Origin of the sequence: Streptomyces sp. Tue6028 (assembly GCF_002300165.1) — a bacterium.
Classification (GTDB): domain Bacteria; phylum Actinomycetota; class Actinomycetes; order Streptomycetales; family Streptomycetaceae; genus Streptomyces; species Streptomyces siamensis.
Window position 1 is genome coordinate 304,327 of sequence record NZ_MLCE01000026.1, and the last position, 25,630, is coordinate 329,956.

The 25,630-nt window shown below is 70.6% G+C and carries 24 protein-coding genes; 14 read left to right on the forward strand and 10 right to left on the reverse strand.

The window, feature by feature from the left end; translation table 11 throughout:
* Window positions 1-219 precede the first annotated feature (219 nt).
* A complete protein-coding gene (gene mce / locus BKI49_RS26095; protein ID WP_095936705.1) occupies window positions 220-660 on the reverse strand; it encodes a methylmalonyl-CoA epimerase in 441 nt (146 codons plus the stop codon).
* A gap of 146 nt (window positions 661-806) precedes the next feature.
* On the opposite strand from mce, the gene BKI49_RS26100 reads away from it, so the two are divergent.
* From BKI49_RS26100 to BKI49_RS26110, 3 genes are all read left to right on the forward strand, one after another.
* The gene (locus tag BKI49_RS26100; RefSeq protein ID WP_095936706.1) at window positions 807-2,009 is read left to right on the forward strand and encodes an acetyl-CoA C-acetyltransferase; all 1,203 of its coding nucleotides are present in this window, start codon (window positions 807-809) and stop codon (window positions 2,007-2,009) included.
* Window positions 2,010-2,047: 38 nt separating this feature from the next.
* Window positions 2,048-3,004 carry a methylmalonyl Co-A mutase-associated GTPase MeaB gene (gene meaB, locus BKI49_RS26105; RefSeq protein WP_095936707.1) on the forward strand — a complete coding sequence of 319 codons (957 nt, stop codon included), beginning with the start codon at window positions 2,048-2,050 and terminating at the stop codon, window positions 3,002-3,004.
* 611 nt (window positions 3,005-3,615) lie between these two features.
* Window positions 3,616-4,998, forward strand: coding sequence for an MFS transporter (locus tag BKI49_RS26110; RefSeq protein ID WP_107469430.1), 1,383 nt, complete (start codon window positions 3,616-3,618; stop codon window positions 4,996-4,998).
* Window positions 4,999-5,044: 46 nt separating this feature from the next.
* On the opposite strand, the gene BKI49_RS26115 is transcribed toward BKI49_RS26110, so the two are convergent.
* From BKI49_RS26115 to BKI49_RS26130, 4 genes are all read right to left on the reverse strand, one after another.
* Window positions 5,045-5,521 (reverse strand): MarR family winged helix-turn-helix transcriptional regulator, encoded by a 477-nt coding sequence (locus BKI49_RS26115; protein WP_028804259.1) that lies wholly within the window; start codon window positions 5,519-5,521, stop codon window positions 5,045-5,047.
* A gap of 92 nt (window positions 5,522-5,613) precedes the next feature.
* Window positions 5,614-6,414: an AIM24 family protein gene (locus tag BKI49_RS26120; RefSeq protein WP_095936708.1), complete on the reverse strand. Its 801-nt coding sequence runs from the start codon at window positions 6,412-6,414 to the stop codon at window positions 5,614-5,616.
* Window positions 6,411-7,061: an AIM24 family protein gene (locus tag BKI49_RS26125; RefSeq protein ID WP_028804261.1), complete on the reverse strand. Its 651-nt coding sequence runs from the start codon at window positions 7,059-7,061 to the stop codon at window positions 6,411-6,413. The genes BKI49_RS26120 and BKI49_RS26125 overlap by 4 nt, the downstream gene beginning before the upstream one ends.
* A gap of 1 nt (window position 7,062) precedes the next feature.
* Window positions 7,063-7,695, reverse strand: a complete 633-nt coding sequence (locus BKI49_RS26130) for an AIM24 family protein (RefSeq protein WP_095936709.1) — start codon at window positions 7,693-7,695, stop codon at window positions 7,063-7,065.
* Window positions 7,696-7,918: 223 nt separating this feature from the next.
* On the opposite strand from BKI49_RS26130, the gene BKI49_RS26135 reads away from it, so the two are divergent.
* Both BKI49_RS26135 and BKI49_RS26140 read left to right on the forward strand, forming a co-directional pair.
* Window positions 7,919-8,263 carry a DUF3817 domain-containing protein gene (locus BKI49_RS26135; RefSeq protein WP_095936710.1) on the forward strand — a complete coding sequence of 115 codons (345 nt, stop codon included), beginning with the start codon at window positions 7,919-7,921 and terminating at the stop codon, window positions 8,261-8,263.
* On the forward strand, window positions 8,260-8,553 hold the full coding sequence (locus tag BKI49_RS26140) for an MTH1187 family thiamine-binding protein (protein WP_095936711.1): 294 nt from the start codon (window positions 8,260-8,262) through the stop codon (window positions 8,551-8,553). Before BKI49_RS26135 ends, BKI49_RS26140 begins: the two co-directional genes overlap by 4 nt.
* Window positions 8,554-8,686: 133 nt before the next feature.
* Here BKI49_RS26140 and BKI49_RS26145 read toward each other — a convergent pair whose 3' ends face one another.
* Window positions 8,687-9,670 (reverse strand): ArsR/SmtB family transcription factor, encoded by a 984-nt coding sequence (locus BKI49_RS26145; protein WP_095936712.1) that lies wholly within the window; start codon window positions 9,668-9,670, stop codon window positions 8,687-8,689.
* Between the two features lie 83 nt (window positions 9,671-9,753).
* Here BKI49_RS26145 and BKI49_RS26150 point away from each other — a divergent pair, with 83 nt between their 5' ends.
* From BKI49_RS26150 to BKI49_RS26165, 4 genes are all read left to right on the forward strand, one after another.
* Complete coding sequence (locus tag BKI49_RS26150; RefSeq protein ID WP_373557588.1) at window positions 9,754-11,262, forward strand: MFS transporter; 1,509 nt, start codon at window positions 9,754-9,756, stop codon at window positions 11,260-11,262.
* A gap of 10 nt (window positions 11,263-11,272) precedes the next feature.
* Window positions 11,273-11,782: a MarR family winged helix-turn-helix transcriptional regulator gene (locus tag BKI49_RS26155; RefSeq protein ID WP_095936714.1), complete on the forward strand. Its 510-nt coding sequence runs from the start codon at window positions 11,273-11,275 to the stop codon at window positions 11,780-11,782.
* A gap of 186 nt (window positions 11,783-11,968) precedes the next feature.
* Window positions 11,969-12,307 carry a DUF3817 domain-containing protein gene (locus BKI49_RS26160; RefSeq protein ID WP_095936715.1) on the forward strand — a complete coding sequence of 113 codons (339 nt, stop codon included), beginning with the start codon at window positions 11,969-11,971 and terminating at the stop codon, window positions 12,305-12,307.
* A gap of 74 nt (window positions 12,308-12,381) precedes the next feature.
* A complete protein-coding gene (locus tag BKI49_RS26165; protein WP_095936716.1) occupies window positions 12,382-14,082 on the forward strand; it encodes a coenzyme B12-dependent isobutyryl-CoA mutase large subunit in 1,701 nt (566 codons plus the stop codon).
* A gap of 103 nt (window positions 14,083-14,185) precedes the next feature.
* On the opposite strand, the gene BKI49_RS26170 is transcribed toward BKI49_RS26165, so the two are convergent.
* The gene (locus BKI49_RS26170; protein ID WP_095936761.1) at window positions 14,186-14,812 is read right to left on the reverse strand and encodes a TetR/AcrR family transcriptional regulator; all 627 of its coding nucleotides are present in this window, start codon (window positions 14,810-14,812) and stop codon (window positions 14,186-14,188) included.
* Window positions 14,813-15,100: 288 nt separating this feature from the next.
* Here BKI49_RS26170 and BKI49_RS26175 point away from each other — a divergent pair, with 288 nt between their 5' ends.
* The 4 genes from BKI49_RS26175 (at window position 15,101) to BKI49_RS26195 (ending at window position 19,315) form a co-directional block, all read left to right on the forward strand.
* A complete protein-coding gene (locus BKI49_RS26175; protein ID WP_095936717.1) occupies window positions 15,101-16,078 on the forward strand; it encodes a tetratricopeptide repeat protein in 978 nt (325 codons plus the stop codon).
* A gap of 621 nt (window positions 16,079-16,699) precedes the next feature.
* Window positions 16,700-17,332 carry a DUF6230 family protein gene (locus tag BKI49_RS26185; RefSeq protein ID WP_028804271.1) on the forward strand — a complete coding sequence of 211 codons (633 nt, stop codon included), beginning with the start codon at window positions 16,700-16,702 and terminating at the stop codon, window positions 17,330-17,332.
* Between the two features lie 119 nt (window positions 17,333-17,451).
* Window positions 17,452-18,021, forward strand: a complete 570-nt coding sequence (locus BKI49_RS26190; protein ID WP_095936718.1) for a DUF6114 domain-containing protein — start codon at window positions 17,452-17,454, stop codon at window positions 18,019-18,021.
* Entirely contained in the window at window positions 18,011-19,315 is a 1,305-nt protein-coding gene (locus BKI49_RS26195; RefSeq protein WP_095936719.1) for a hypothetical protein, read from the forward strand. Before BKI49_RS26190 ends, BKI49_RS26195 begins: the two co-directional genes overlap by 11 nt.
* Window positions 19,316-19,407: 92 nt before the next feature.
* Here the strand turns inward: BKI49_RS26195 and pyk are convergent, their stop codons facing one another.
* The 3 genes from pyk to pta all read right to left on the reverse strand — a co-directional run bounded on the left by pyk (window position 19,408) and on the right by pta (window position 24,297).
* A complete protein-coding gene (gene pyk / locus BKI49_RS26200; protein WP_095936720.1) occupies window positions 19,408-20,841 on the reverse strand; it encodes a pyruvate kinase in 1,434 nt (477 codons plus the stop codon).
* A 73-nt stretch (window positions 20,842-20,914) separates the two neighbouring features.
* Window positions 20,915-22,210 carry an acetate kinase gene (locus tag BKI49_RS26205; protein WP_095936721.1) on the reverse strand — a complete coding sequence of 432 codons (1,296 nt, stop codon included), beginning with the start codon at window positions 22,208-22,210 and terminating at the stop codon, window positions 20,915-20,917.
* Window positions 22,207-24,297, reverse strand: a complete 2,091-nt coding sequence (pta, locus tag BKI49_RS26210) for a phosphate acetyltransferase (RefSeq protein ID WP_095936722.1) — start codon at window positions 24,295-24,297, stop codon at window positions 22,207-22,209. Before pta ends, BKI49_RS26205 begins: the two co-directional genes overlap by 4 nt.
* Before the next feature lie 279 nt (window positions 24,298-24,576).
* Between pta and BKI49_RS26215 the strand changes: the two genes are divergently transcribed.
* Window positions 24,577-25,602 (forward strand): ATP-dependent 6-phosphofructokinase, encoded by a 1,026-nt coding sequence (locus BKI49_RS26215; protein WP_028804276.1) that lies wholly within the window; start codon window positions 24,577-24,579, stop codon window positions 25,600-25,602.
* Window positions 25,603-25,630: the final 28 nt, after the last annotated feature.

The window sequence follows — 25,630 nt, forward strand, 5'->3', positions numbered from 1 at the left end:
TCGCAAGTCTTTCCGAACGAGCTCCGTCCATCCGCTGAACGGGGCCCCCGGGGAATGGTGTCAGATCAACGGCGGAGCATGGGCTGCTGCCCCGACGCTCGACCCCCGAAACCTGGACCCCGGCCCTCGGTCCTGCTCGCTGGAATACGGCAGGACCTCGGCCGTCACCGCACTGAGGCGACGGCCGCCCCCAACCCTACCGGCCCAGATATACGGAGGTCAGTGCTCAGGTGACTCAACAGCCGCCGAAGTGACCAGTTCTGTCAGGACACCGTGGCAATCCTTGGGGTGCAGGAAGGTGATCCGGGACCCCATGGACCCGATCCGCGGCTCGTCGTAGAGCACCCGTACGCCCTTGCCGCGGATGTCGGCGGCGTCGCCGTCCACGTCCGCCGTGCCGAAGGCGATGTGGTGCACGCCCTCGCCGTTCTTGGCCAGCCACTTCCCGACGGCGGAGTCCTCGCGGGTGGGTTCGAGCAGCTGGAGGTAGGAGGCGCCGCCGTCGGACGTCTCGTTGATCTTGAGCATGGCCTCGCGCACGCCCTGCTCCTCGTTGACCTCGGAGTGGAAGACTTCGAAGCCGTACGTGGCCCGGTAGAACTCGACGGTCTTGTCGAGGTCGAAACAGGCGATCCCAATGTGGTCGATTCGCGTCAGCATGGAGTCAGTGCAGCGCTCCGCGAGTGGTTACGCAACGTGCGCGCGATCACACCGCGGGCCGGATGACGCGTGGCTTACCGCTCAGTACATTCGAGTAAACCCTCGTTCACTCCTCAGCTGTGCAAGCTGGAAGGGGATCGCACCTCATGTCTGGAACGAACAGCACGACCTCCGTGATCGTCGCGGGTGCCCGCACCCCGATGGGACGGTTGCTGGGCTCCCTCAAGTCCTTCTCCGGAGCCGAGCTCGGAGGCTTCGCGATCAAGGCCGCCCTCGACCGTGCGGGGATCGGTGGCGACCAGGTGCAGTACGTGATCATGGGCCAGGTGCTCCAGGCCGGGGCAGGCCAGATCCCGGCCCGCCAGGCCGCCGTCAAGGCCGGCATCCCGATGGGCGTCCCGGCGCTCACCATCAACAAGGTGTGTCTGTCCGGCCTCGACGCCATCGCGCTGGCGGACCAGCTGATCCGCGCGGGCGAGTTCGACGTGGTGGTCGCGGGCGGCCAGGAGTCGATGACGAACGCGCCGCACCTGCTGCCGAAGTCCCGTGAGGGCTACAAGTACGGCGCGATCGCGATGCTCGACGCCATGGCGCACGACGGACTCACCGATGCCTTCGAGGGCATCGCCATGGGCGAGTCCACCGAGAAGCACAACGGACGCCTCGGCATCGCCCGTCCGGAGCAGGACGAGATCGCGGCTCTCTCGCACCAGCGCGCCGCCGCCGCCCAGAAGAACGGCATCTTCGAGGCGGAGATCACGCCGGTCGAGATCCCGCAGCGCAAGGGCGAGCCCGTCGTCTTCAGCAAGGACGAGGGCATCCGCGGCGAGACCACCGCCGAGTCCCTCGGCAAGCTGCGCCCCGCCTTCACCCGCGACGGCACGATCACCGCGGGCACCGCGTCGCAGATCTCCGACGGCGCCGCCGCCGTGGTCGTGATGAGCAAGGCCAAGGCGCAGGAGCTCGGCCTGGAGTGGATCGCGGAGATCGGAGCCCACGGCAACGTGGCCGGCCCGGACAACTCTCTCCAGTCGCAGCCCTCCAACGCCATCCTGCACGCGCTGAAGAAGGAGGGCCTGGAGGTCGAGGACCTCGACCTCATCGAGATCAACGAGGCCTTCGCCGCGGTCGCCGTCCAGTCAATGAAGGACCTCGGCGTGTCCACGGAAAAGGTGAACGTCAACGGCGGTGCCATCGCCCTCGGTCACCCGATCGGGATGTCCGGCGCGCGGCTCGTGCTGCACCTCGCGCTGGAGCTGAAGCGGCGCGGCGGCGGTGTCGGCGCGGCCGCGCTGTGCGGTGGCGGCGGTCAGGGTGACGCGCTCATCGTGCGGGTACCCAAGGCCTGACACGTTTTCCTCGTAGAACCCTCGTGAACGGAGCTGTGATGCAGGACGTCTCCTCGCTGGTGGCCCAGGCCAGGGAAGGCCGGCCGCGGGCCGTGGCCCGGCTGATCTCCCTGGTCGAGGGGGCGGCACCGCAGCTCCGCGAGGTCATGGCGGCGCTCGCGCCGCTCACCGGCAACGCCTACGTGGTCGGGCTGACCGGCTCGCCGGGCGTCGGCAAGTCGACGTCCACGTCGGCGCTGGTCACGGCCTACCGGAAGCAGGGCAGACGGGTCGGAGTGCTGGCCGTCGACCCGTCCTCCCCGTTCAGCGGCGGAGCGCTGCTCGGCGACCGCGTACGCATGTCCGAGCACGCCTCGGACCCCGGTGTGTACATCCGCTCGATGGCGACCCGCGGCCACCTCGGCGGACTCGCCTGGGCGGCCCCCCAGGCGATCCGGGTGCTGGACGCGGCGGGCTGCGACGTGATCCTCGTCGAGACCGTCGGAGTCGGGCAGTCCGAGGTCGAGATCGCTTCCCAGGCGGACACCTCGGTGGTCCTGCTGGCGCCCGGGATGGGTGACGGCATCCAGGCCGCGAAGGCCGGAATCCTGGAGATCGGCGACGTCTACGTCGTCAACAAGGCCGACCGGGACGGCGCCGACGCCACCGCCCGCGAGCTCAATCACATGCTGGGGCTCGGGGAGTCGCGGGCGCCGGGGGACTGGCGGCCCCCGATCGTCAAGACGGTCGCCGCCCGTGGCGAGGGGATCGACGAGGTCGTCGAGGCGCTGGAGAAGCACCGGGCGTGGATGGAGGAGCACGGGGTGCTCGGCGAGCGGCGCCGGGCGCGGGCCGCGCAGGAGGTCGAGACGATCGCCGTCACCGCGTTGCGGCAGCGGATCGGTGACCTGCACGGGGATCGGCGGCTCGGGGCGCTCGCGGAGCGGATCGTGGCGGGGGAGCTCGACCCGTACCGGGCCGCGGACACGCTGGTGGAGGGGCTGACCGAGGGCTGACGTCTTCCTGTGCGGAAGGGCCGTCCGGGGGGTGACCTCTCCTGCGTGGGAGGGCTGACCCTTTCTGCGTGGGACGGCTGACCGAGGGGTGACCCCCTCCGGCTCTGCACCTGTCCGGCCCCGGAGACCGCTGCCCAGCGGCGTCCGGGGCCGACGTGTTTCGCCCCCTCCGCCCCTGCCCGTCCCTTGCCCCTGGGGGCTCCGCCCCCAGACCCCCGGATCGGCCTGGACGGCCTCGTCCTCAAGCGCCGGACGGGCTGAAGTGCGTCCCCGGTTCTCAAGGGGCGTCGGACGGGCTGAGGGGCATCGGCCTGGACGGCCTCGTCCTCAAGCGCCGGACGGGCTGAAACGTGCCCCCGGTTCTCAAGCGCTGGACGGGCTGTGGCGTGCCCCGGTTCTCAAGGGGTGCCGGGTGGGCCGAGGCAGTCCGTCCGGCGATCGAGGGGCGGTGGGCATGGTGGTCAACTCGTCGTGTCCGCTGTTAAGTTAGGGCGCATGTTCCTCCTCTGTGCGTAGGGCCCGCCCAGGCCCGCGATCGGTCGGCAGTACGCAGGCTGCGCCGTCGCGGTCCCTCGGTGTCCCCTTTTCGCCTCGACAGAGGATTCACGAGCATGTCCACGCCTTCCACCGGGCGGCCCTCGTACGCCGCCGTGCTGCGCATCCCGTACGCCCGCCGTACCTTCGGCGCCGCCCTGCTGGGCCGCCTGTCGTACGGGATCGTCTCCCTCTCCGTGATGCTGGCCGTGACCCGGGCGACCGGGTCGTACACCGTCGCCGGCACGGTGATGGCGCTGTTCGGCGCCACCAGCGTCTTCCTGTCCCCGGCGCGCGCGGCCCTGGTCGACCGGCACGGTCCGCGCGCCGCGCTGCTCCCCATGGCCCTGCTCTACGCCGCGCTCCTCGGCACGCTCGCGGCGGCGAGCTGGCGGCCCGGCGTGCCCCCGGTGGTGCTCGGCGCCGTCGCGGTCGCGGCGGGTTCCTGCACACCTCCGCTCGGCCCCACGATGCGCGCGGTCTGGGGTGAACTCGTCGGCGACCGGCTGCTGTTGCAGCGCGCCTACAGCCTGGACGGTGTCGCCGAGGAAGTGCTGTTCGTCTCCGGCCCGCTGCTGGTCGGCGCGCTGGTGCAGATCGCGCCCCCGGCGGCCGGCGTCGCGCTCAGCGGGCTGCTGGTGGGCGCCGGGACGCTCGCGTTCGTCGCGTCGCCGGCCGTCCGCGACGTGCGGCCGTCCGGTGTGCGGAGGCCGGGGCGGGACGCCGCCCGGCCGAGCGCAGCGCGGGCGCTGGTGCGGCCCGTGGTCGTCGCCGCCGGGGTCGGGCTGTGCCTCGGCGCGGTCGACCTGCTGGTCCTCGCCTTCGCCGGGGAACGGCACCACGGCGACGACGTGGTCGCCTGGGTGCTCGCGGCGCTGTCGGCCGGCAGCGCGGTCGGCGGCCTGCTGAACGGCGCCGTCGACTGGCGGACCAGCGCCCGCGTCCGACTGCCGCTGCTGGCCGTCGGACTGGGCCTGGCCCTGGCCGCCGCCGGACTCGCCCCCGGCCTCGGCACGCTGGCGGCCGCGGTGGCCTGCGCGGGCTTCTTCGTGGCTCCGGCGCTCACCACGGCGTATCTGCTGGCGGACGAGACGGCTCCGGAGGGTTCCCGGACCCAGGCGGGCGCCTGGGTGAACACGGCCGTGAACGCCGGCAGTTCGGGAGGCACGGCGGCGATCGGTCTGCTGGTCGGGCGGCTGCCGCTGAGTGTGTGCTTCGCGGTCTCGGGAGCCGTGGCACTGCTTGCCGCGCTGGTCTCCGGCTGGGGCGGCCGGGCCACGGCGGAGGGGGCGGGGCCCCACATGGGCCCGGAGAGTCCGGAGCGTGAGGGGGACAGGGCTGCGGAGCCGGGCCGGAGCCGACGCTCTCGGCCCGCCGTGGCGTCCGGTGCGCCGTCGGCCGCGGAAGGTCCGGCGCCGTCTTCCGTGCACGGCGGCTCGGCGGGATCCTCGTCCCGATGAGAAGCGGCGGGCGACGGGACGGTGTTCCCGCCGCCCGCCCGCTCCGTCAGGGCTTTCCGCGCTGTCCGCGCAGGTGCTCGGCGATCGGCCGCAGCGACTTGTGGAGGTCTTCCAGCGCCTCGGGGGACAGCAGGTCGATGAAGTGCTTGCGCACGGACGCCACATGATGGGGCGCGACCTTCTTCATCGTCTCCATGCCGTGCGGGGTCAGGACGGCATACAGTCCCCGGCGGTCGGACTCGCAGTTCTCGCGGCGCACCAGATCCGCGTTCTCCATACGGGTGATCTGGTGCGAGAGCCGGCTCTTGGACTGGAGGGTGGCGGACGCGAGGTCGCTCATCCGCATCCGTACGCCCTCCGACTCGGAGAGGTTCACCAGGATCTCGTAGTCGTTCATCGTCAGCCCGAACGGCTGGAGGTCCCTCTCGAGCTGGTACGTCAACAGCCTGTTGACCTCCAGGTGGGTGCGCCAGGCGCACTGCTCCGCATCGGTCAGCCAGCGCGTGGCCGTCTCGGTCTCCATGAATGAAGTCTACCTAAAATGTTGAAAGGCGAACTAGTGAGGGTGGTGTGACGGTGCGCACGCGTTCGATGTCACACTCCGCAGACTACCGCTCACAGCCCGAAGCGACGCTGGAGGTCCCCCAGCTGTCCGGGAAGACGCGGTGCGCCGGCTTGCGCCCCGTGCTGACCCGGTACCCCGCCCGGGCCCGGCACTCCCGCCTGCTGCGGAACCGCCCCCGTGGCCTGCTCGGCCATGAGGGTTTCGGTGGACTGCAGCAGCACCGTGCCGGCCCCGACGAACTCGAACTGATGCTCCTCGCCGGAGGCCCCGCCGAGTCCCGTCATCGCACGTAGACCGCCCATTACACCTGTCAGGTACCCGTGGTCGTAGTGGTGGCAGGGGGACGGGCAGTCGGCCCAGCCGACCAGGGCCTGCGGGTCCACCCTGATCGGGGGTTCCATGAACACCACCGGACCGTTGGACGCGGCCACGAACTTTCCGGTTCCGATCAGGGTCAGAAAGCCCGGCACGATCGACTGCTTGAGGGCAAGACTTGGCTGAAAAGCGAGCAGGTTGCCCGAGCGAATGGTCAGGTTGCCCTCGTCGAGGTCGTACGAATTCACGTCGAAGGCCCGGTCGGCGAGGAGCATCTTGCCCGAGCCCTCCGCCACGACCCAGTCGCTCGCGTGCAGAGGCGAATGGAAGGATGTTCGCACCAGACGGTCCAGCCGGCCGTGTCCGACGCCGTTGAACTCCATCGAGCCGTAGTAGGCGATCATCTTCCCCTTCTGCAGGAACCACTGGCTCCCCTTGAGCTCCACGCAGAAGGTGTAGTTGTTCACGTTGTCGTCGACCGGCAGGGTCATCGGGTCGTGGATGACCGGGCCGCCCGGGGTCCCGTACGCGCTCACAGCTTCTCCTCCGAGGCCTGGACGTACACCGCGCCGTTGCCGCTCAGCTCCAGCTGGAAGGCCTCGCCCGAGCCGCGTCCGACCATGTCGCGCCAGCCCAGCGCCGTCGACAGCTTGTTGCGCACGTCCCCGTGGTGCGCCACGTACGCCTGCGGGTCCACGTGCACCGGGCGCTGCGGGGTGATCGGGACCTCGAAGACGCCGCCGTGCGCCATGACGGCGACCGCGCCGTGCCCCTTGAGCGTCGTCGTGAACAGGCCCTGGCCGGTGACCTGGCCGCGCACCATGCCCATGACGCCGCCCTGCGAGCCGAGGAACATCGTCCCCTGCTGGAGCGTGCCGTCGAAGGCGAGCAGCCGGTCCGCCTCCACGTACAGGGTGTCTCCGGTGAGCTCGATCACCTGGACGTGGTGGCCGCCGTGCCCGAAGAGCACGGTGCCCGAGCCCTCCACGGTCATGAGAGGGGTCGCCTCGTTCGCCAGGCGGCGGCCGATCATCGACATCACACCGCCCTGACCGCCCTGGACGTTGGGGGTGAAGGAGACCTCGCCCCGGTAGGCGAGCATGGCACCGCGCTGACTGAACATTCGTTGACCCGGCAGCACCGTGGCCTCGACCATCTTCGAGTTCACCTCACGGAACGGCATGTCACACGTCCCCCGCGATCGTGTTGCGCTCACTGGGCTGCACATAGACCAGACCGTCGCCCTCGAAGCGGATCTGGAACGCCTCGCCGCCGCCCTCGCCGAGCAGTGTGCGGAACGTCACGCCGGACTGGAACGACTGCCGCACATTGCCCTGGTGCGCGATGTACGCGCCCGGGTCGACCGTCAGCGGGTACTGAGAGCTCACCCGCAGCACCACCGCCGGGCCGTCCGACGTGATCGCCGCCTGCCCGTGCCCCTCGACCGTGGTCGTGAACAGCCCGTTGCCCTGCGAGGCGCCGCGCAGCCCGGTGAAGGTCGTCCCGGTCCGCAGCCCCGCGTCGGTCGCGAGCAGATTGCTCGACTCCACGTACAGCTTGTCCCCCTGGAGATTCACGAGGTTGATCTCGGAGGCCCGGTCCGCGAACCAACAGGTCCCGTGCCCCTTCACCTCCATCACCGTCATCTGCTCACCGGTGAGGCGCCGGGTCACCATCCCCCGTATCCCCTCACCGCCCCCGCTCAGCTTCTTGAACGCCATCTGGCCGTCGTACGCGACCATCGAGCCGTTCTTCGCCTTCACGGCGTCCCCGGTCATGTCGACGGCCAGCACCTTGCTGCCTTGAAGTCGGAACATCGCCACGCTGTGAAGGTAGCCGCAGGGTGGGGCCGCCGACAGGTCCTCGGGGAGGATCCCGACCCCGAGGACACCCCGACACCCCCCTGCCGGGGCGGCCGGAGTCCGGGTGCCACAATGGACCGACGCTTGTGCTTGCGTTCACAAAGCGAGCCCCGGCGCCACCCGTACGACCACCACGCGACGATCAAGTCGACAGCGAATCTCTCACCGAAGGTGAACCGTGGACATAAAGACCGCCTCCGCCCTCCGCCGCCTCCGCCTGGTCTCGGCCCCCGAGGCCGTCTCCTTCCTGCTGCTGCTCGTCTGCTCGGTGCTCAAGCGGACCACGGACTTCAACGCGGTGCCCGTCATGGGCGCCCTCCACGGTGTTCTGTTCATCCTGTACGTGATCTTCTGGGCGGACGCCTGGAACCGCGCCAAGTGGAGCGCGGGGACCGGCATCCTCTACTTCGTCCTCTCCGTCCTGCCGACCGGCGGCTTCTTCGCCGAGCGCAAGCTCAAGCGCGAGGCCGAGGACGCGGTGATCGCGTCCCGCGCCCGCAAGGAAGGGATCGTGAACGCATGATCGTCGCCTTCTCCGTGACGCCGCTGGGCGTCGGCGAGGACGTGGGGGAGTACGTCGCCGACGCCGTCCGGGTCGTCCGCGAGTCGGGTCTGCCGAACCGCACCGACGCGATGTTCACCTCCGTCGAGGGCGACTGGGACGAGGTGATGGACGTCGTGAAGCGCGCCGTCGCCGTGGTCGAGGAACGCGCGCCGCGTGTCTCGGTCGTTCTCAAGGCGGACATCCGCCCCGGCGTCACGGACGGTCTGACCTCCAAGGTGGAGACGGTGGAGCGGCACCTGTCCGCGTAGGCCGGCGGCCCCTGCGCCTTCCGTACCTGGTCCCTTGTCGAACCCCGGCCCCTGGGCCGGGGTTTCTTCGTGTCCGGTGGCCCGCGCAGGTCGGCGCGCTCCGGCCGACGCCGTGGGCGCGGAGCCCTCGCGGTCACCCCGCTCCGGACGCCAGCGCCAGGCCCAGGGGCGTGTGCTCGTAGAGGACCTGGTGGCCGTAGCGGCGGGAGGTGAGCAGGCCCGCGTCGCGGAGCGTCGCGAGGTGGGCCGACACGGAGGACGGCGCGAGCCCGAGACGCCGCGCCAGGACCGTCGTGGTGGCGGGCTCGGCCAGTGCGGTGAGGACGGCGGCCCGCCCCCGCCCGAGCAGCCGTACGAGCGGGTCGGGAGCCCGGTCCGACGGTTCGGCCCACAGACCGCCGATGCCCCGCGCCGGATAGACGAGCGTGGGCTGCCAGGGCGGGTCGTAGGAGCTGACCACGTCGGGCCAGATGAAGACGCTGGGCATCAGGACGAGCCCCTGCCCCGCGAGGTCCCGCTCGTGGAGCCCCTTCCACTCGACGGCCAGCGTCCGGGCGCGCCAGCCGAACCGCGGGTCGATCTCCGGCAGCAGCCCGCCGAGTCCGACCTCCGCGAGCCGCCGCGAGTGGAACGAGACGTCCGCCTCCAGCAGGGCCCGCAGCCGTGGCCAGTCCGGTTCGAGAAGGGTGTGCCAGGCCTCCTCCACCAGGTCGGCCAGTTCCCCGACCATGCGGACCGGGTCGTCCAGCAGGGCCCGTCCGCGGGCCGACGCGAGGGCGCCGGGGGTGTCCGCGAGCGACCGTGCGGTCTCCTCGCGGGCCGCCTCGGGGTCGGCCGCGCGGACCGCGGCGATCTCCTCCTCGAAGCCGGCGGCCGGACCGATCGGCGGCCGGCCGAGCCAGTCGGGGGAGTAGCCGCGGTGCGGCATGAGCATCCACAGGGGCGCGAGGTCGAGCCCCGCGGCCGCGGCACGGATCCGGCGCAGCCAGTGCGCGTGGTAGCCGTGGCGTGCGGGACGGTTCAGGGTCCGCACCGCCTCCAGGGTCTCCCACAGCGGGGACACCGCGAAGCGGCAGTTGAGGAGGTCGTCCTCCCCGAAGTGCAGCAGGGACGGCACGGCACCTCCCGCGCGGGATCTCGAAGATTCGGCTGACGCCGAAACTCTACGGGTCCCGCCGGCGTGCGGGCACGCTGCTGCCCATGCGGGAAGCACAGGACACGGAAGCGCGGGACACGGAAGCGCGGGACACGGAAGCGCGGGACACGGAAGCGCGGGACACGGAAGCGCGGGACACGGAAGCGCGGGACGCCGGGGGGACGGGGCCGGCAGGACCGGCGGGCACCCCGGTGCCGTCCGCCGCGGACGCCGACCCCGAGGTCACGGGCTACGGCCGTGTCTTCGCGGTACGGGAGTTCAGGGCCGTCTTCGCCGCGCACGCCCTGTCGTTGCTCGGGCTCGTGGTCAGCGAGATCGCCCTGTCGGTCCTGGTCTACGACCTGACGGGCTCCCCGCTGCTGAGCTCCCTCACCTTCGCGCTCGGCTTCCTGCCGTACCTCGTCGGCGGAACCCTCCTCGCGGGCGTCGCCGACCGTTTCCCGGCCCGGCGGGTGCTGGTGGTGTGCGACCTGTTGTGCGCGGGGTGCGTGGCCGTGATGGTGACGCCGGGCGCGCCCACGGCCGTACTGCTCGCGATGCGGTGCGCGCTCGCCGTGGTCTCGCCGGTCTTCCAGGGGACACGGACGGCGACCCTCGCGGACGTGCTCGGCGACGGGGACCTGTTCGTGCTCGGCCGTTCCCTGCTGCGGATCGTCTCGCAGAGCGCGCTGCTCGCCGGTTTCGCGGCCGGCGGCCTGCTGCTGACCGTCGTCACGCCGCGGCACGCCCTCGTCGTCACCGTGTGCACGTTCCTGGCGTCCGCCGCACTGCTGCGTCTCGGCACCCGGCGGCGCCCGGCGCGAGCCCGGCAGTCGGGGGCCCTGGTGCGGGACTCGCTGCGCGGCACCCGGCTCGTGCTCGCCGACCGGCGTGTGCGCGCGCTGCTCCTGCTGTTCTGGGTGCCGCCGATGTTCGCCGTGGCGCCGGAGGCGCTGGCCGCTCCGTACGCCGACGGGCTGGGCGCCGGTCCGGCCGGGCTCGGTCTGCTGATGTGCGCGCTGCCGGTCGGCACGATCGCGGGGGAGCTGTACGCCGGAGCGAGGCTGCGCCCGGCCACCCGCACCCGGCTCGCCCTCCCGCTCGTCTGCGTCACCCTGCTTCCCTACCTGGGCTACGCCCTGCGGCCCGGACTCGGCTGGTCGCTGGTCCTGCTGCTGCTGGCGGGTGCCGGGTCGGCGTACACGCTCGGCCTCGACCAGTGGTTCGTGCGGGCCGTTCCGGAGGAGCTGCGGGGGCGGGCCATGACCCTGAACACGGCGGGGCTGATGACCGTCCAGGGGCTCGGGATGGCGCTGGCGGGGGTGACCGCGGAGTTCGCCGGGGTGCGGGCGGCGGTCGCGGGCGCGGGTGCGCTGGGCACCGTCTGCTGCGTCCTGCTGGTGGTGGAGGCACGACGGGCGGAATCGGCGCGGGTGCGGAGCGCGGACCGGGAGGTCGCGCGGAGCACGGACGAGGGGGTGGCGGCCCGTGCCAAAGAGGCCGGAATCCCCGTCGGACCGGGGCCGGCGACCGAAAGGCGAGACGGGGCTGACCACGATGTGACCGGCCGGTAAGGTCTTTGGCGTGCCGAAGCCCCTCAGTCTTGCCTTCGATCCGATCGCCCGCGCCGACGAACACTGGAAGCAGCGCTGGGGATCGGTTCCGTCCATGGCCGCGATCACATCGATCATGCGCGCGCACCAGATCCTGCTCGCCGAGGTGGACGCCGTCGTCAAGCCGTACGAACTGACCTTCGCGCGGTACGAGGCGCTGGTGCTGCTCACCTTCTCCAAGGCGGGCGAGCTGCCGATGTCCAAGATCGGCGAGCGGCTGATGGTGCACCCGACGTCCGTCACGAACACCGTGGACCGGCTGGTGCGGTCCGGGCTCGTCGACAAGCGGCCCAACCCCAACGACGGGCGTGGCACGCTCGCCTCCATCACCGCGAAGGGCCGTGAGGTCTGCGACGCGGCCACCCGCGACCTGATGGCGATGGACTTCGGCCTCGGGGTGTACGACGCGGAGGAGTGCGGGGAGATCTTCGCGATGCTGCGGCCGCTGCGGGTCGCGGCGCACGACTTCGCGGACGAGTAGGACCACGCCGGCGCGCACGGCACCGCGGCGAGCAGGACCGCGCCGATGCGTAAGGCACCGGGGGCGACCGGGACCGCACCGCCGCGCACGGCACCGCGGGTGCGTGGCGGGGCACACGTCCGGTGGACGAGGCTGGGGGCGGGGGCGCGCGAAGATCGCGCAAATGGGGTGGTTACGCTCGTGCCCATGAAGAAGAGCGTGCTGACCAGGTACCGCGTGATGGCCTACGTCACCGGTGTGCTGCTGGTCCTGCTGACCCTCGGTGTGATCGCCAAGTACGTGCTCGACATGGACGGTGCCGCGGACTTCACGCGCGTCGTCGGTATCGCCCACGGCTGGCTCTACGTCGTCTACCTGGTCTTCGCCTTCGATCTCGGCTCCAAGGCGAAGTGGCCGGTCGGCAAGCAGCTGTGGGTGCTGCTGGCGGGGACGATCCCCACGGCCGCCTTCTTCGTGGAGCGCAGGATCTCGCGCGAGCTGGAGTCGCGGGTCGCGGACGCCGCTCCCGCGGTCGCCAAGGCATAGTTCACACCGCCGTACGACACCGTACGGCGGTTCCCCATCGACATTTACTTGGACGTCCTAGTAAATTCGAAGACATGGACGCTGACGCCATCGAGGAAGGCCGCCGCCGCTGGCAGGCCCGCTACGACGCCTCGCGCAAGCGCGAGGCCGACTTCACCACGCTCTCCGGCGACCCCGTGGAGCCGGTGTACGGTCCCCGGCCCGGGGACACATATGAGGGCTTCGAGCGGATCGGATGGCCCGGTGAGTATCCCTTCACCCGCGGTCTCTATCCGACCGGCTACCGAGGGCGTACGTGGACCATCCGGCAGTTCGCCGGGTTCGGCAACGCCGAGCAGACCAACGAGCGCTACAAGATGATCCTGGCCAACGGCGGCGGAGGCCTGTCCGTGGCCTTCGACATGCCCACGCTCATGGGCCGCGACTCCGACGACCCGCGCTCGCTCGGCGAGGTCGGGCACTGCGGTGTCGCGATCGACTCGGCCGCCGACATGGAGGTCCTTTTCAAGGACATCCCGCTGGGCGACGTCACGACGTCGATGACCATCAGCGGACCGGCCGTCCCGGTCTTCTGCATGTACCTGGTCGCGGCCGAGCGGCAGGGCATCGATCCGGCCGTCCTGAACGGCACCCTGCAGACCGACATCTTCAAGGAGTACATCGCGCAGAAGGAGTGGCTCTTCCAGCCCGAGCCGCATCTGCGCCTCATCGGGGACCTCATGGAGCACTGCGCCTCCTCGATCCCCGCGTACAAGCCCCTCTCCGTCTCCGGGTACCACATCCGGGAGGCGGGGGCCACGGCCGCGCAGGAGCTGGCCTACACGCTGGCCGACGGCTTCGGGTACGTCGAGCTGGGTCTGTCCCGCGGTCTCGACGTGGACGTCTTCGCCCCGGGCCTGAGCTTCTTCTTCGACGCGCACGTCGACTTCTTCGAGGAGATCGCCAAGTTCCGTGCGGCCCGGCGGATCTGGGCCCGCTGGATGCGCGACGTGTACGGCGCGAAGTCGGAGAAGGCGCAGTGGCTGCGTTTCCACACGCAGACGGCCGGAGTCTCGCTGACCGCCCAGCAGCCGTACAACAACGTGGTGCGCACGGCCGTGGAGGCGCTCGCGGCGGTGCTCGGCGGGACCAACTCGCTGCACACCAACGCCCTCGACGAGACCCTCGCCCTGCCGTCCGAGCAGGCCGCCGAGATCGCCCTGCGCACGCAGCAGGTGCTGATGGAGGAGACCGGCGTCGCCAACGTGGCCGACCCGCTGGGCGGTTCCTGGTACGTCGAGCAGCTCACCGACCGGATCGAGGCCGACGCCGAGAAGATCTTCGAGCAGATCAAGGAACGGGGCCTGCGGGCGCACCCCGACGGGCAGCACCCGATCGGACCGATCACCTCCGGAATCCTGCGGGGCATCGAGGACGGCTGGTTCACCGGCGAGATCGCCGAGTCCGCCTTCCAGTACCAGCGGGCCGTGGAGAAGGGCGACAAGCGCGTCGTCGGCGTCAACGTCCACCACGGCTCCGTCACCGGCGACCTGGAGATCCTCCGGGTCAGCCACGAGGTGGAGCGGGAGCAGGTGCGCGTGCTCGGCGGGCGCAAGGCCGCACGTGACGAGGCGGCCGTGCGCGGGGCGCTGGACGCGATGCTCGTGGCCGCGCGCGACGGGTCGAACATGATCGCCCCCATGCTGGAGGCCGTCCGGGCGGAGGCCACGCTGGGCGAGATCTGCGACGCCCTGCGGGACGAGTGGGGCATCTACACGGAGCCGGCGGGCTTCTGACCCTCTTTTCGCTCCCCGGCCCGGCCGGGGGTTCCCTTCCCCGGGGTGGCCGGGGGCCGTTCGCTCGGCCCCGGCCACCCCTGCTCCGTTTCCGGGGAAGTCCTCAGGGCTGGGCCGAGGCGCCGGCGAGGCCCAGCAGCAGCACCCGGGTGAAGCTGTGCACCCACTCCTCGTCCGCGGGCTCCGCGCTGACGAGGGTGCGGTGCACCACGGCACCCGCGACCACGTCGAAGATCAGGTCGGCCGTGCGGGCGGCGGCGGCCGCGTCGGTCTCCGGGGGCAGTTCCCCGCGCGCGGTGGCGCGGGCGCGCCCCTCCAGAACCAGCCGCTTCTGGCGGTCCACGATCGAGGTGCGGATGCGCTCGCGCAAGGGTTCGTCGCGGGTGGACTCGGCCACCACCGCCATCAGCGCGGTCTTCGCCTCCGGGCGGTCCAGGATCGCCGCGAACTGGAGCACCACACCCTCGATGTCGGCGGCGAGACTGCCCCGGTCGGGGAGTTCCAGCTCGTCGAAGAGGACCGCCACCGCGTCGACGACGAGCTCGTTCTTGCCGGCCCAGCGGCGGTAGAGCGTCGTCTTGGCGACCCCCGCGCGCGTCGCCACGTCCCCCAACGTCATCTTGGACCAGCCCAGTTCGACCAGGGCCGCGCGCGTCGCCTCCAGGATCGCGGCGTCCGCGGCGGCGCTGCGCGGGCGCCCCGTACGGGTGGCTGAAGTGCGACTCTGCATGTCAGTGACCATATCCGGCAATCTCGATGGCCGAATCCGGCGGTTGTGTGAAGTCGTGAGGGAGATCACCGGGGGAGGGTGCACGGCGGCGCCCCGGGACAGTTACGCTACGACTCGTAGCGAAAGCGTGCGCGGCATGATCACGCACGAGCGACAACCACAGTGACACACCAGCACACCACTGGCGCCAGGTGGGGACCCGGCGCCGAGCGGATCCGATCAAGACGTAACAGGTCTGGCTTTCACCACGCTTTTCACACGTGCGCGCGGAAGGGGGAGGATGTACTCATGCAGCCACGGAACATGTCCATGAGCGGAGTCGTCGACCTCGCCGCGGTGAAGGCGGCCCAGGAGGCCAAGACGAAGGCGGAGCAGGCGCGCGCGGAAGCGGCCAGGCAGGGCGGCGGAACAGGGGCCGTGTCCCCCGCAGGCCTCGTCATCGACGTCGACGAGGCGGGCTTCGAGCGCGATGTCCTGCAGCGGTCCACCGAGGTTCCCGTCGTCATCGACTTCTGGGCCGAGTGGTGCGAGCCGTGCAAGCAACTGAGCCCGGTGCTCGAACGCCTGGCCCTCGAATACGCCGGACGCTTCGTCCTGGCCAAGATCGACGTCGACGCCAACCAGATGCTGATGCAGCAGTTCGGGGTCCAGGGGATCCCGGCCGTCTTCGCGGTGGTCGCGGGACAGGCCCTGCCGCTCTTCCAGGGGGCCGCCGGCGAGGCGCAGATCCGGGGGACCCTCGACCAGCTCGTCCAGGTCGCCGAGCAGCGCTTCGGGCTCACCGGCCTGACGGTCGACCCGGACGCCGCGCCCGGCGACGTCCAGGCCGCGCCCGAGGTGCCTGCCGGCCCGTACGACGCGCTCCTCGAAGCCGCCGTGCAGGCCCTGGACGCGGGCGACTTGGCGGGTGCCGTCCAGGCGTACAAGAACGTGCTGGGCGACGACCCGGCCAACATGGAGGCCAAACTGGGTCTCGCCCAGGCCGAATTGCTCCAGCGCGTGCAGAACGTCGACCCGCAGCAGGTGCGCAAGGACGCCGCCGACAAGCCCGGCGATGTGCCGGCGCAGATCGCCGCCGCCGACCTGGACCTGGTGGGCGGGCACGTGGAGGACGCCTTCGGGCGGCTGATCGACACGGTGCAGCGCACGGCGGGTGACGACCGTGACGCCGTACGGCTGCGGCTGCTCGAACTGTTCGAGGTGGTCGGGGCCGACGATCCGCGGGTCGTGGCGGCACGCCGGGCGTTGGCCAGGGCTCTGTTCTGACCAGTCTCTAAACGCCGGGGCTTGTGATGCCCAGGTGAAAGATTGGCCGACAGGTCGACACGTGGCCGCGCTTTACCAAATCTTGGTAAACGCGGCCGCTGTTACTTGGAGTAAGTCAGGGCTGTTGATCTGTCGGATTCCGTCCACTAATCAACCGTTGTGTCACCCCACCTGATGCCACCCTGTGTTGCCGCCCGATACCGACGGGTCGTTGTTCGGTTATCCGGCCGTTACTAGCGAGTAACGAACCCCCTTGTGCGGGCGGCGAGAATGCACCACGATCGGCGACGCTCGGTCCATTCCCGTACCCCGACAACCAATCGGGTCAACGGATTTTCTGGGTCCCCACCGAGTAGAGCCGACGGCAGTGGCGCCGGCTCTTGGACAGGGGGGTCTCTGCCGTTCGGCGGAGCCTGTCCAGCAGGTTGTGCGTGATGTGTGTCAGGCGCGACCAGTGGTTGTCGCTCGGGGGTGATCGCCGGTGATTCGGGTGCTGTACGCACCTCCGAGTACGGGCGCTCTCCTTCCCGAGGACGTAGCACTTCTCCCATCCCTGCCCGGCTGAGCCGCCGACTTCGGGGCAGTCAGGGCCAGGAGATGTACGTCCGAGAAGGAGGAAATATGGAGTCCCAGGTGCGTGGCGGGACCAGATGGAAGCGGTTCGCGGTCGTGATGGTGCCCAGCGTGGCCGCCACGGCAGCGATAGGTGTCGCCCTCGCGCAGGGTGCTCTCGCCGCGTCGTTCAGCGTTTCCGGTCAGTCGTTCAAGGTGACGGCGGACCGACTCGACGGTACGGGCTTCTCGCAGTACGGAGCCATCGACTCGGGCTACACCCTGGACGGCAAGAAGACGGCTCACCCCGTCGCCGTCTCGGCGTTCAAGTCCGCGACGATCAAGGGCATGTGCCAGTCCGTGGTCACCCCGGACATCCCGCTGCTCGGGTCCGTCAGCCTCGTGCTCAAGGCCGGCGGTGGCGACACCCCGGTCGAGGCCGAGAACCTGTACATCGACGTCGAGGACCTCGAGGCCAACGCGACCTTCCGCGGCATCGACATCGGTGTTGCGGCCAAGGACGCCAGCAAGGGTCCGGGCATCGCCAAGGGCGACACGGCGAACCCCTACGGCTTCGCTCAGCAGGCCGACTCGGCCACGCTGACCGACGTCAAGCAGACGGCGTGGGCGACCACCGCCGGCACGTTCAAGCTCAGCGGCCTGAAGATGTCGCTGTCCAAGGGCGTCAAGGAGTGCTACTAGGCACTCCCTGGGGCGGGTGAGGAGGCTCCGGCAGCCTCGCCCGCCCCGCTCCGCACCGCCGTACGCGGACCACTCACGCGTACTTCTCACAGCAAAGCTGTTCCAGGGAGCTGTTTTCCATGAGCGCCGAGACCCCTGCCGCGCCCGGACACAACGAGCACTACCTCCGGGTCTTCCGGCGGAACTTCCGTACCTGGAGGGGCGACCGTCCCTTCTGGGCCGGCCTGTTCGTCCTGCTCGGCGGTTTCCCGATCGCCTACTTCCCGTACGCGAACCTCCAGATCGGTCACCTGACGCTCGCGATGGCGACCACCGCCGGCGCGGGCTCCCTGATCATCGGCGTTCTGCTCGTCGTGCTGGGCATCAGCCTCTGGTTCCAGAAGCACGTCCGCACCTTCGCTGGTGTGGCGGCGATCCTGCTGGCCCTGGTGTCCATCCCGGTGGCCAACCTGGGCGGCTTCCTGATCGGCTTCCTGCTCGCCATGATCGGCGGCGCGATGGCGGTCTCCTGGGCCCCGGCCGCACCTCCCGCCGAGGAGCGGCCCGCGTCGGCCTCCCTCGCCAAGGGGGACGGCCCGGAGGGCGTAAACGCCGAGCCCGCGATCGCCGCGAACGGTGTGGGTGAGCCGAACGATCTGTCAGGAACGAGCCCGACCAACGGGGCGAACGGGAGGCACAGTGCCGGCTGACGAGGTGACCCACGGGACTGAGGTGGACGAGTCCCGTGTGAGAACCGGGCCGCGCCACGCGGCCCCAAGGAAGCCGCTGTTCACCAGGTTCCACATGCCGGCCGGCAAGGCGATCGCCCTGGCGGCCATGCCCACGGCTGTCCTCATGGGAATGGGCCTCACCCCCACGCTGGCCCAGGCCGAGGACCACCCGACCGCGAAGAGCCTGACGGCCGACGAGTACCAGAAGTGCGTCGAGGCCGTGACGGGCTCCGAGGACGGCAAGGACGCGTCGGACACGGCGTCGCCCTCCGCCTCGCCGAGCGCGAGCGAGTCCGCGGACAAGGCCACACCGAAGCCCTCGTCGAGCTCGGACTCCTCGGACAAGACCTCTTCGTCGGATTCAGGTTCCGACGACAAGGCCGAGCCGACGCCGTCCGCCTCCTCGTCCTCCGCGAGCACCTCGCAGAACTCCTCGGACGGAGCCGCGTCCACGCCGGCCCCGTCCGCGTCCGAGAGCAGCAAGAACCCGCTCGACCCGCTGGGTGTCGGCGACGCCCTCAAGGACCTCCTCACGCCCGACGACACGGCGAGCCCCACCCCCACGCCGTCCGCGTCGGCGAGCGCGAGCAAGGACTCCTCCGCGTCGGACGACAAGAGCGTCTCGGACACCGTCAAGGACACGACCGACAAGGTCACCAAGACGGTCGAGGACACCGTGAAGGACACCACCGACACGGCCTCCAAGGCGGCTTCGGACGCCACGGAGAAGGTCCAGGAGGCCGCCGACGCGGCGACCGCCTCGCCCAGCCCGTCCGCGAGCGAGAGCACCGACGCCTCGGACTGCCCGGTCGCGACCGACGACGAGGGCGGTGTCGACAACCCGGTGGCCCTGCCGGACGACCCCTGGTACCTGAACGCCAGTTCGCTGCTGCTCAAGGGTGCCGACTACAAGGGCATCGTCAAGGTGAAGACGGCCAACGGCAGCACCAAGAGGGTCCTGAAGTACGTCATCTCCGACGGCACGGACATCGGGGACCTGCACCAGACGGTGAACGACAAGCAGTCCGGCAAGACCTACCACGTGCAGGCCGCCAAGGGCTCGACGTCCACCATCCGCGACGGCAAGACGATCATGTACACGGAGAGCATCTCCGGCAACCTGCTCGGTCTGATCCCGATCACGTTCGACCCGGACAACCCGCCGCCGCTGAACATCCCGCTCATCTACTTCACCAAGGTGAAGGTCGTGCAGGCGGGTCAGTTCGGCGGCACGCTGACCGTGCCGGGGTTGCACCAGTACACGACCGACTGAGCGCCGCCGAGAGCCTTTCCGGGAGCCGCAGAAGACGCTGAGGGCGCCCCCTGGCACAGGGGGCGCCCTCAGCGGCGTACGGGGCCCGGCGGTCAGCCGTGGTGGCCGCTCTCGCCCAGGTGGTGCACCCGGACCATGTTGGTGGTGCCGGGGACGCCGGGCGGCGAGCCGGCGGTCATCACGACGATGTCGCCGTCGTTGAACCGCTTGAGCTGCTGCAGCTGCTGGTCCACGAGGTCGACCATCTCGTCGGTGCTCTGCACGAACGGCACGATGTGCGACTCGACGCCCCAGCTCAGCGTGAGCTGGTTGCGGGTGCCCTCGTCCGTGGTGAAGGCGAGGATGGGCTGGGCCGCGCGGTAGCGGGACAGCCGGCGGGCCGTGTCACCGGACTTGGTGAAGGCCACCAGGCCCTTGCCGCCGAGGAAGTCCGCGATCTCGCACGCGGCACGGGCGACCGAACCACCCTGCGTGCGCGGCTTCTTGCCCGGCACGAGCGGCTGGAGGCCCTTGGACAGGAGCTCCTGCTCGGCCGCGACGACGATCTTCGACATCGTCTTCACGGTCTCGATCGGGTACGCGCCCACGCTCGACTCCGCCGACAGCATGACCGCGTCCGCGCCGTCCAGGATCGCGTTGGCCACGTCGGATGCCTCGGCGCGCGTCGGACGCGAGTTGGTGATCATCGACTCCATCATCTGGGTCGCGACGATCACCGGCTTGGCGTTGCGGCGGCACATCTCCACGAGGCGCTTCTGCACCATCGGGACCTTCTCCAGCGGGTACTCCACCGCCAGGTCGCCACGGGCCACCATCACCGCGTCGAACGCGGCGACGACGCCCTCCATGTTCTCGACCGCCTGCGGCTTCTCCACCTTGGCGATGACGGGGACCCGGCGGCCCTCCTCGTCCATCACCTTGTGGACGTCGTTGACGTCGTTGGCGTCGCGCACGAAGGACAGGGCCACCATGTCGCAGCCCATCCGCAGCGCGAAGCGCAGGTCCTCGACGTCCTTCTCGGACAGCGCCGGCACGTTCACGGCCGCGCCGGGCAGGTTGATGCCCTTGTGGTCCGAGATCACGCCGCCTTCGATGACGACCGTCTTGACCCGGGTGCCGTCGACCTCGACGACCCGCAGCTCGACGTTGCCGTCGTTGATGAGGACCTGGTCGCCCTTGGACACGTCGCCGGGCAGGCCCTTGTAGGTCGTGCCGCAGATGTGCTTGTCGCCGGGCACGTCCTCGACGGTGATGGTGAACTCGTCACCACGCTCCAGCTCGACGGGACCCTCGGCGAAGGTCTCCAGCCGGATCTTCGGGCCCTGGAGGTCGGCGAGGACCCCGATGGCCTTGCCGGTCTCGGCCGAGGCGGCCCGGACGCGGTCGTACCGCCCCTGGTGCTCCTCGTGCGTGCCGTGGCTGAAGTTGAAGCGGGCCACATTCATGCCGGCTTCGATCAGCGCGACCAGCTTCTCTTGGGAGTCGACCGCGGGGCCGAGAGTACAGACGATTTTCGAACGGCGCATGGGGCGATCCTATCGGTTTGTTTCGCTACGGAATATTCCGTCTGGCGGAAGATACAAATGGGCGGACGGCCGCTCAGGCGTTGCTCTCTCCGAGTCCGGCGCCGCTCCCACTGCTCTCTCCGACCAGCGCATACGTCTGTGTGGCGATCTCCAGTTCCTCGTCCGTCGGCACCACGGCGACGGCGACCCGCGCGTCCCGCGGCGAGATGAGCCGCGGCTCACCGCCGCGGACCGCGTTCAGATCGCCGTCGACCACGAGGCCCAGCTGCTCCAGCCCGGCGACGGCCGCCTCGCGCACCGGCGCGGCGTTCTCGCCGACCCCGGCGGTGAAGGCGACGGCGTCCACCCGGCCGAGGACCGCGTAGTAGGCGCCGATGTACTTCTTCAGGCGGTGGATGTAGATGTCGAAGGCGAGGCGGGCCTGCTCGTCGCCCTCGTCGACGCGGCGGCGTATCTCCCGCATGTCGTTGTCGCCGCACAGTCCGATCAGACCGCTCCGCTTGTTGAGAAGAGTGTCGATCTCGTCCGTGGACATCCCGCCAACACGCTGCAAATGGAAGATGACGGCCGGATCCACGTCACCGGAGCGCGTACCCATCACGAGCCCCTCCAGCGGCGTGAGCCCCATGGAGGTGTCGACGCACCTGCCGCCCCGCACGGCCGACGCGGAAGCGCCGTTGCCCAGGTGCAGCACGATGACGTTCACGTCCTCGGGCGCCTTGCCGAGCAGCCTCGCGGTCTCGCGGGACACGTACGCGTGCGAGGTCCCGTGGAAGCCGTAGCGGCGGATGCGGTGCTCGTCGGCGGTCCGCACGTCGATCGCGTAGCGCGCCGCCGACTCCGGCATCGTCGTGTGGAACGCGGTGTCGAAGACGGCGACCTGGGGCAGGTCCGGGCGCAGCGCCATGGCGGTGCGGATGCCGGTGAGGTTCGCCGGATTGTGCAGCGGCGCCACCGGGATGAGCCGCTCGATCTCCGCGAGCACGGCGTCATCGATGACCGTCGGCTCGGTGAACCGCTGCCCGCCGTGCACCACCCGGTGGCCGATCGCGGCCAGCTCGGCGGAGTCCAGGCCGAGCCCGTCCGCGGCCAGCTCCGCTGCGACGGCCTTCAGCGCGGCGTCGTGGTCGGCGATGGGGCCGACCTGCTCGCGGGTCCGGCCGCCGGTCAGCGGAGTGTGCTTGAGCCGGGAGGTCTCCTCGCCGATCCGCTCCACCAGGCCGACCGCCAGCCGTGAGCTGTCGCGCATGTCGAGCAGCTGGTACTTCACCGACGAGGAGCCGGAGTTGAGGACGAGGACGCGCGAGGCACGGGTGGCCGGGCGCGGCCCGCCGGACGCGGCGGTCGTGGGCGACGGATGGGAGCTCACTGCTGGGAAGCCTTCTGGTCGGGGGTCTGGGCCTGGATCGCCGTGATGGCGACGGTGTTGACGATGTCCTGGACGAGCGCGCCGCGGGAGAGGTCGTTGACGGGCTTGCGCAGCCCCTGGAGGACCGGCCCGACGGCGATCGCGCCGGCCGAGCGCTGCACGGCCTTGTAGGTGTTGTTGCCGGTGTTGAGGTCCGGGAAGATCAGCACGGACGCCTGCCCGGCGACCTCCGACTCCGGCAGCTTCGTCGCGGCGACCGACGGCTCGACGGCGGCGTCGTACTGGATCGGCCCCTCGACGCTCAGATCGGCGCGGCGCAGCCGCACCAGCTCGGTCGCCTCGCGCACCTTGTCGACGTCGGCGCCGGAGCCGGACGTGCCCGTCGAGTACGACAGCATCGCGATCCTCGGCTCCACACCGAACTGCTCGGCGGTGGCCGCCGACTGGATGGCGATGTCGCTGAGCTGCTCGGCGTTCGGGTCGGGGTTCACCGCGCAGTCCCCGTAGACCAGGACCTTGTCGGCGAGACACATGAAGAAGACCGACGACACGATCTTGGAGTCCGCCTTGGTCTTGATGATCTCGAAGGCGGGCCGGATGGTGGCGGCCGTGGAGTGCACCGAGCCGGAGACCATGCCGTCGGCGAGACCCTCCTCGACCATCAGCGTGCCGAAGTAGTTCACGTCGGCGACCACGTCGTGCGCCAGCTCCACGGTGACGCCCTTGTGGGCCCGCAGCCGGGCGTACTTCATCGCGAAGACGTCCCGCAGCTCGGAGGTCTGCGGATCGACGATCTGGCATCCGCCGAGGTCGATGCCGAGGTCGGCGGCCTTCTTGCGGATCTGGTCGACGGGCCCGAGCAGCGTCAGGTCGCACACGCCGCGGCGCAGCAGCACCTCGGCGGCGTGCAGCACGCGCTCCTCGGTGCCCTCGGGGAGGACGACGCGCCGCTTGTCGGAGCGGGCCTGCTCCAGCAGCTTGTGCTCGAACATCATCGGCGTGAGCCGGTCGCTGCTCGGGGCGGAGACCCGCTTCAGCAGGTCGCTCGTGTCCACGTACCGCTCGAAGAGGCCGAGCGCGGTCTCCGCCTTGCGGGGCGTGGCGGCGTTCAGCTTCCCCTCCAGGGAGAAGAGCTCCGCCGCGGTCGGGAAGGAGGTCCCGGCCACCGAGACGACCGGGGTGCCCGGCGCGAGACGCGCCGCCAGGGTGAGGATCTCGTCGCTGGGCCGCTCGTTCAGGGTGAGCAGCACGCCGGCTATCGGGGGAGTGCCGGCGCTGTGCGCGGCGAGCGAGCCGACGACGAGGTCGGCGCGGTCCCCCGGGGTGACCACGAGGCAGCCCGGGGTCAGGGCGCGCAGGAAGTTCGGCAGCATCGCGCCGCCGAAGACGAAGTCGAGCGCGTCGCGGGCCAGCCCGGCGTCGTCGCCGAGGAGCACCTTGCCGCCGAGGGCATGGGTGATCTGTGCGACGGTGGGCGCGGAGAGCGCGGGCTCGTCGGGCAGCACGTAACAGGGCACGGGCAGGCGGGAGTCGAGCCGTTCGAGGATCTCGGCGCGGTCCTCGGGCGCCACCCGGTTCACGACCATGGCGAGCACGTCGCAGCCCAGCCCGTCGTAGGCGCGGTAGGCGTTGCGCGTCTCGGCGCGCACCGACTCGGCGTTCTGCCCGCGACCGCCGACGACCGGGATCACGGAGGCGGCGAACTCGTTGGCGAGCCGCGCGTTCAGGGCCAGCTCGTCGGGGAGCTGGGTGGCGGCGAAGTCGGTGCCGAGGACGAGGACGACGTCGTACTCGCGGGCGACGCTGTGGAAACGGTCGACGAGCGTCGACACCAGTTCGTCGGTGCCCTGCTCGGCCTGGAGCGCGGACGCCTCGTGGTAGTCCATGCCGTACACCGTCGCCGGGTCCTGGGACAGCCGGTAGCGGGAGCGCAGCAGCTCGAAGAGCCGGTCCGGACCGTCGTGCACAAGCGGACGGAACACCCCCACCCGGTCGACCTGGCGGGTCAGGATCTCCATGACCCCCAGCTCGACGACCTGGCGGCCGTCACCGCGGTCGATTCCGGTCACGTACACGCTGCGCGTCACGCGTGCTCTCCGTTTCATCCCGATCGTGCACTTCGGGGCGTCGTGGTCTTCGCGGTCTGTACTCTTCGCGACCCTGCCCGCTTTATGGCGCGGAAAAATGGCCCGCTGAGGTGAGCAGAACCCTCTTGACAATACCCCCGCGGCTGGATAAGGCGCCCGCCGGACCCGAGGTCACGAGGTGCAGACCAGGATGCACAGGACGGAAGCGACGCTGCCGGGGAGCCGTGAAACAATCGGATCGGCTCACCGGCATCAACAGCGAGCAGGAGACACAGCACGATGCGCATCGGAGTTCTCACCGCAGGCGGCGACTGCCCGGGCCTGAACGCAGTGATCCGGTCGGTCGTGCACCGAGCGGTCACCAACTTCGGCGACGAGGTCATCGGCTTCGAGGACGGGTACGCCGGCCTGCTCGAAGGCCGCTTCCGCACCCTCGACCTCGACGCGGTCGGCGGCATCCTCGCTCTCGGCGGCACCATCCTCGGCTCCTCGCGTCTGCAGCGCGACCGGCTCCGCGAGGCCTGCGACAACGCGCAGGACATGGCCCGTGAATTCGGTATCGACGTCCTCATCCCGATCGGCGGCGAGGGCACGCTGACCGCCGCCCGCATGCTGGCGGACGCCGGACTGCCGGTCGTCGGCGTCCCGAAGACGATCGACAACGACATCTCGTCGACGGACCGCACCTTCGGCTTCGACACCGCCGTCGGCGTGGCCACGGAGGCCATGGACCGGCTCAAGACGACCGCCGAGTCGCACCAGCGCGTGATGGTCGTCGAGGTCATGGGCCGGCACGCCGGCTGGATCGCCCTGGAGTCCGGCATGGCGGCCGGCGCCCACGGCATCTGCCTGCCCGAGCGCGCCTTCGACCCCGCCCACCTGGTGGCGATGGTCGAGGAGCGCTTCTCGCGCGGCAAGAAGTTCGCCGTCGTCTGCGTCGCCGAGGGCGCCCACCCCGTCGAGGGCACCATGGACTACGGCCACGGCGAGATCGACCAGTTCGGTCACGAACGCTTCCAGGGCATCGGCACCGCCCTCGCCCGCGAGCTGGAGCGCCGCCTCGGCAAGGAGGCCAAGCCGGTCATTCTCGGCCACATCCAGCGCGGTGGCACGCCGACCGCGTACGACCGTGTGCTCGCCACCCGCTTCGGCTGGCACGCCGTCGAGGCCGCGCACCGGGGCGACTTCGGCAGGATGACGGCCCTGCGCGGCACGGAGGTCGTGATGGTGCCGCTCGCCGAGGCGATCACCGAGCTGAAGACCGTGCCGAAGGACCGGATGGACGAGGCCGAGTCGGTCTTCTGATCGCCCCGGAGCCCGGAGCCCGGAGCCC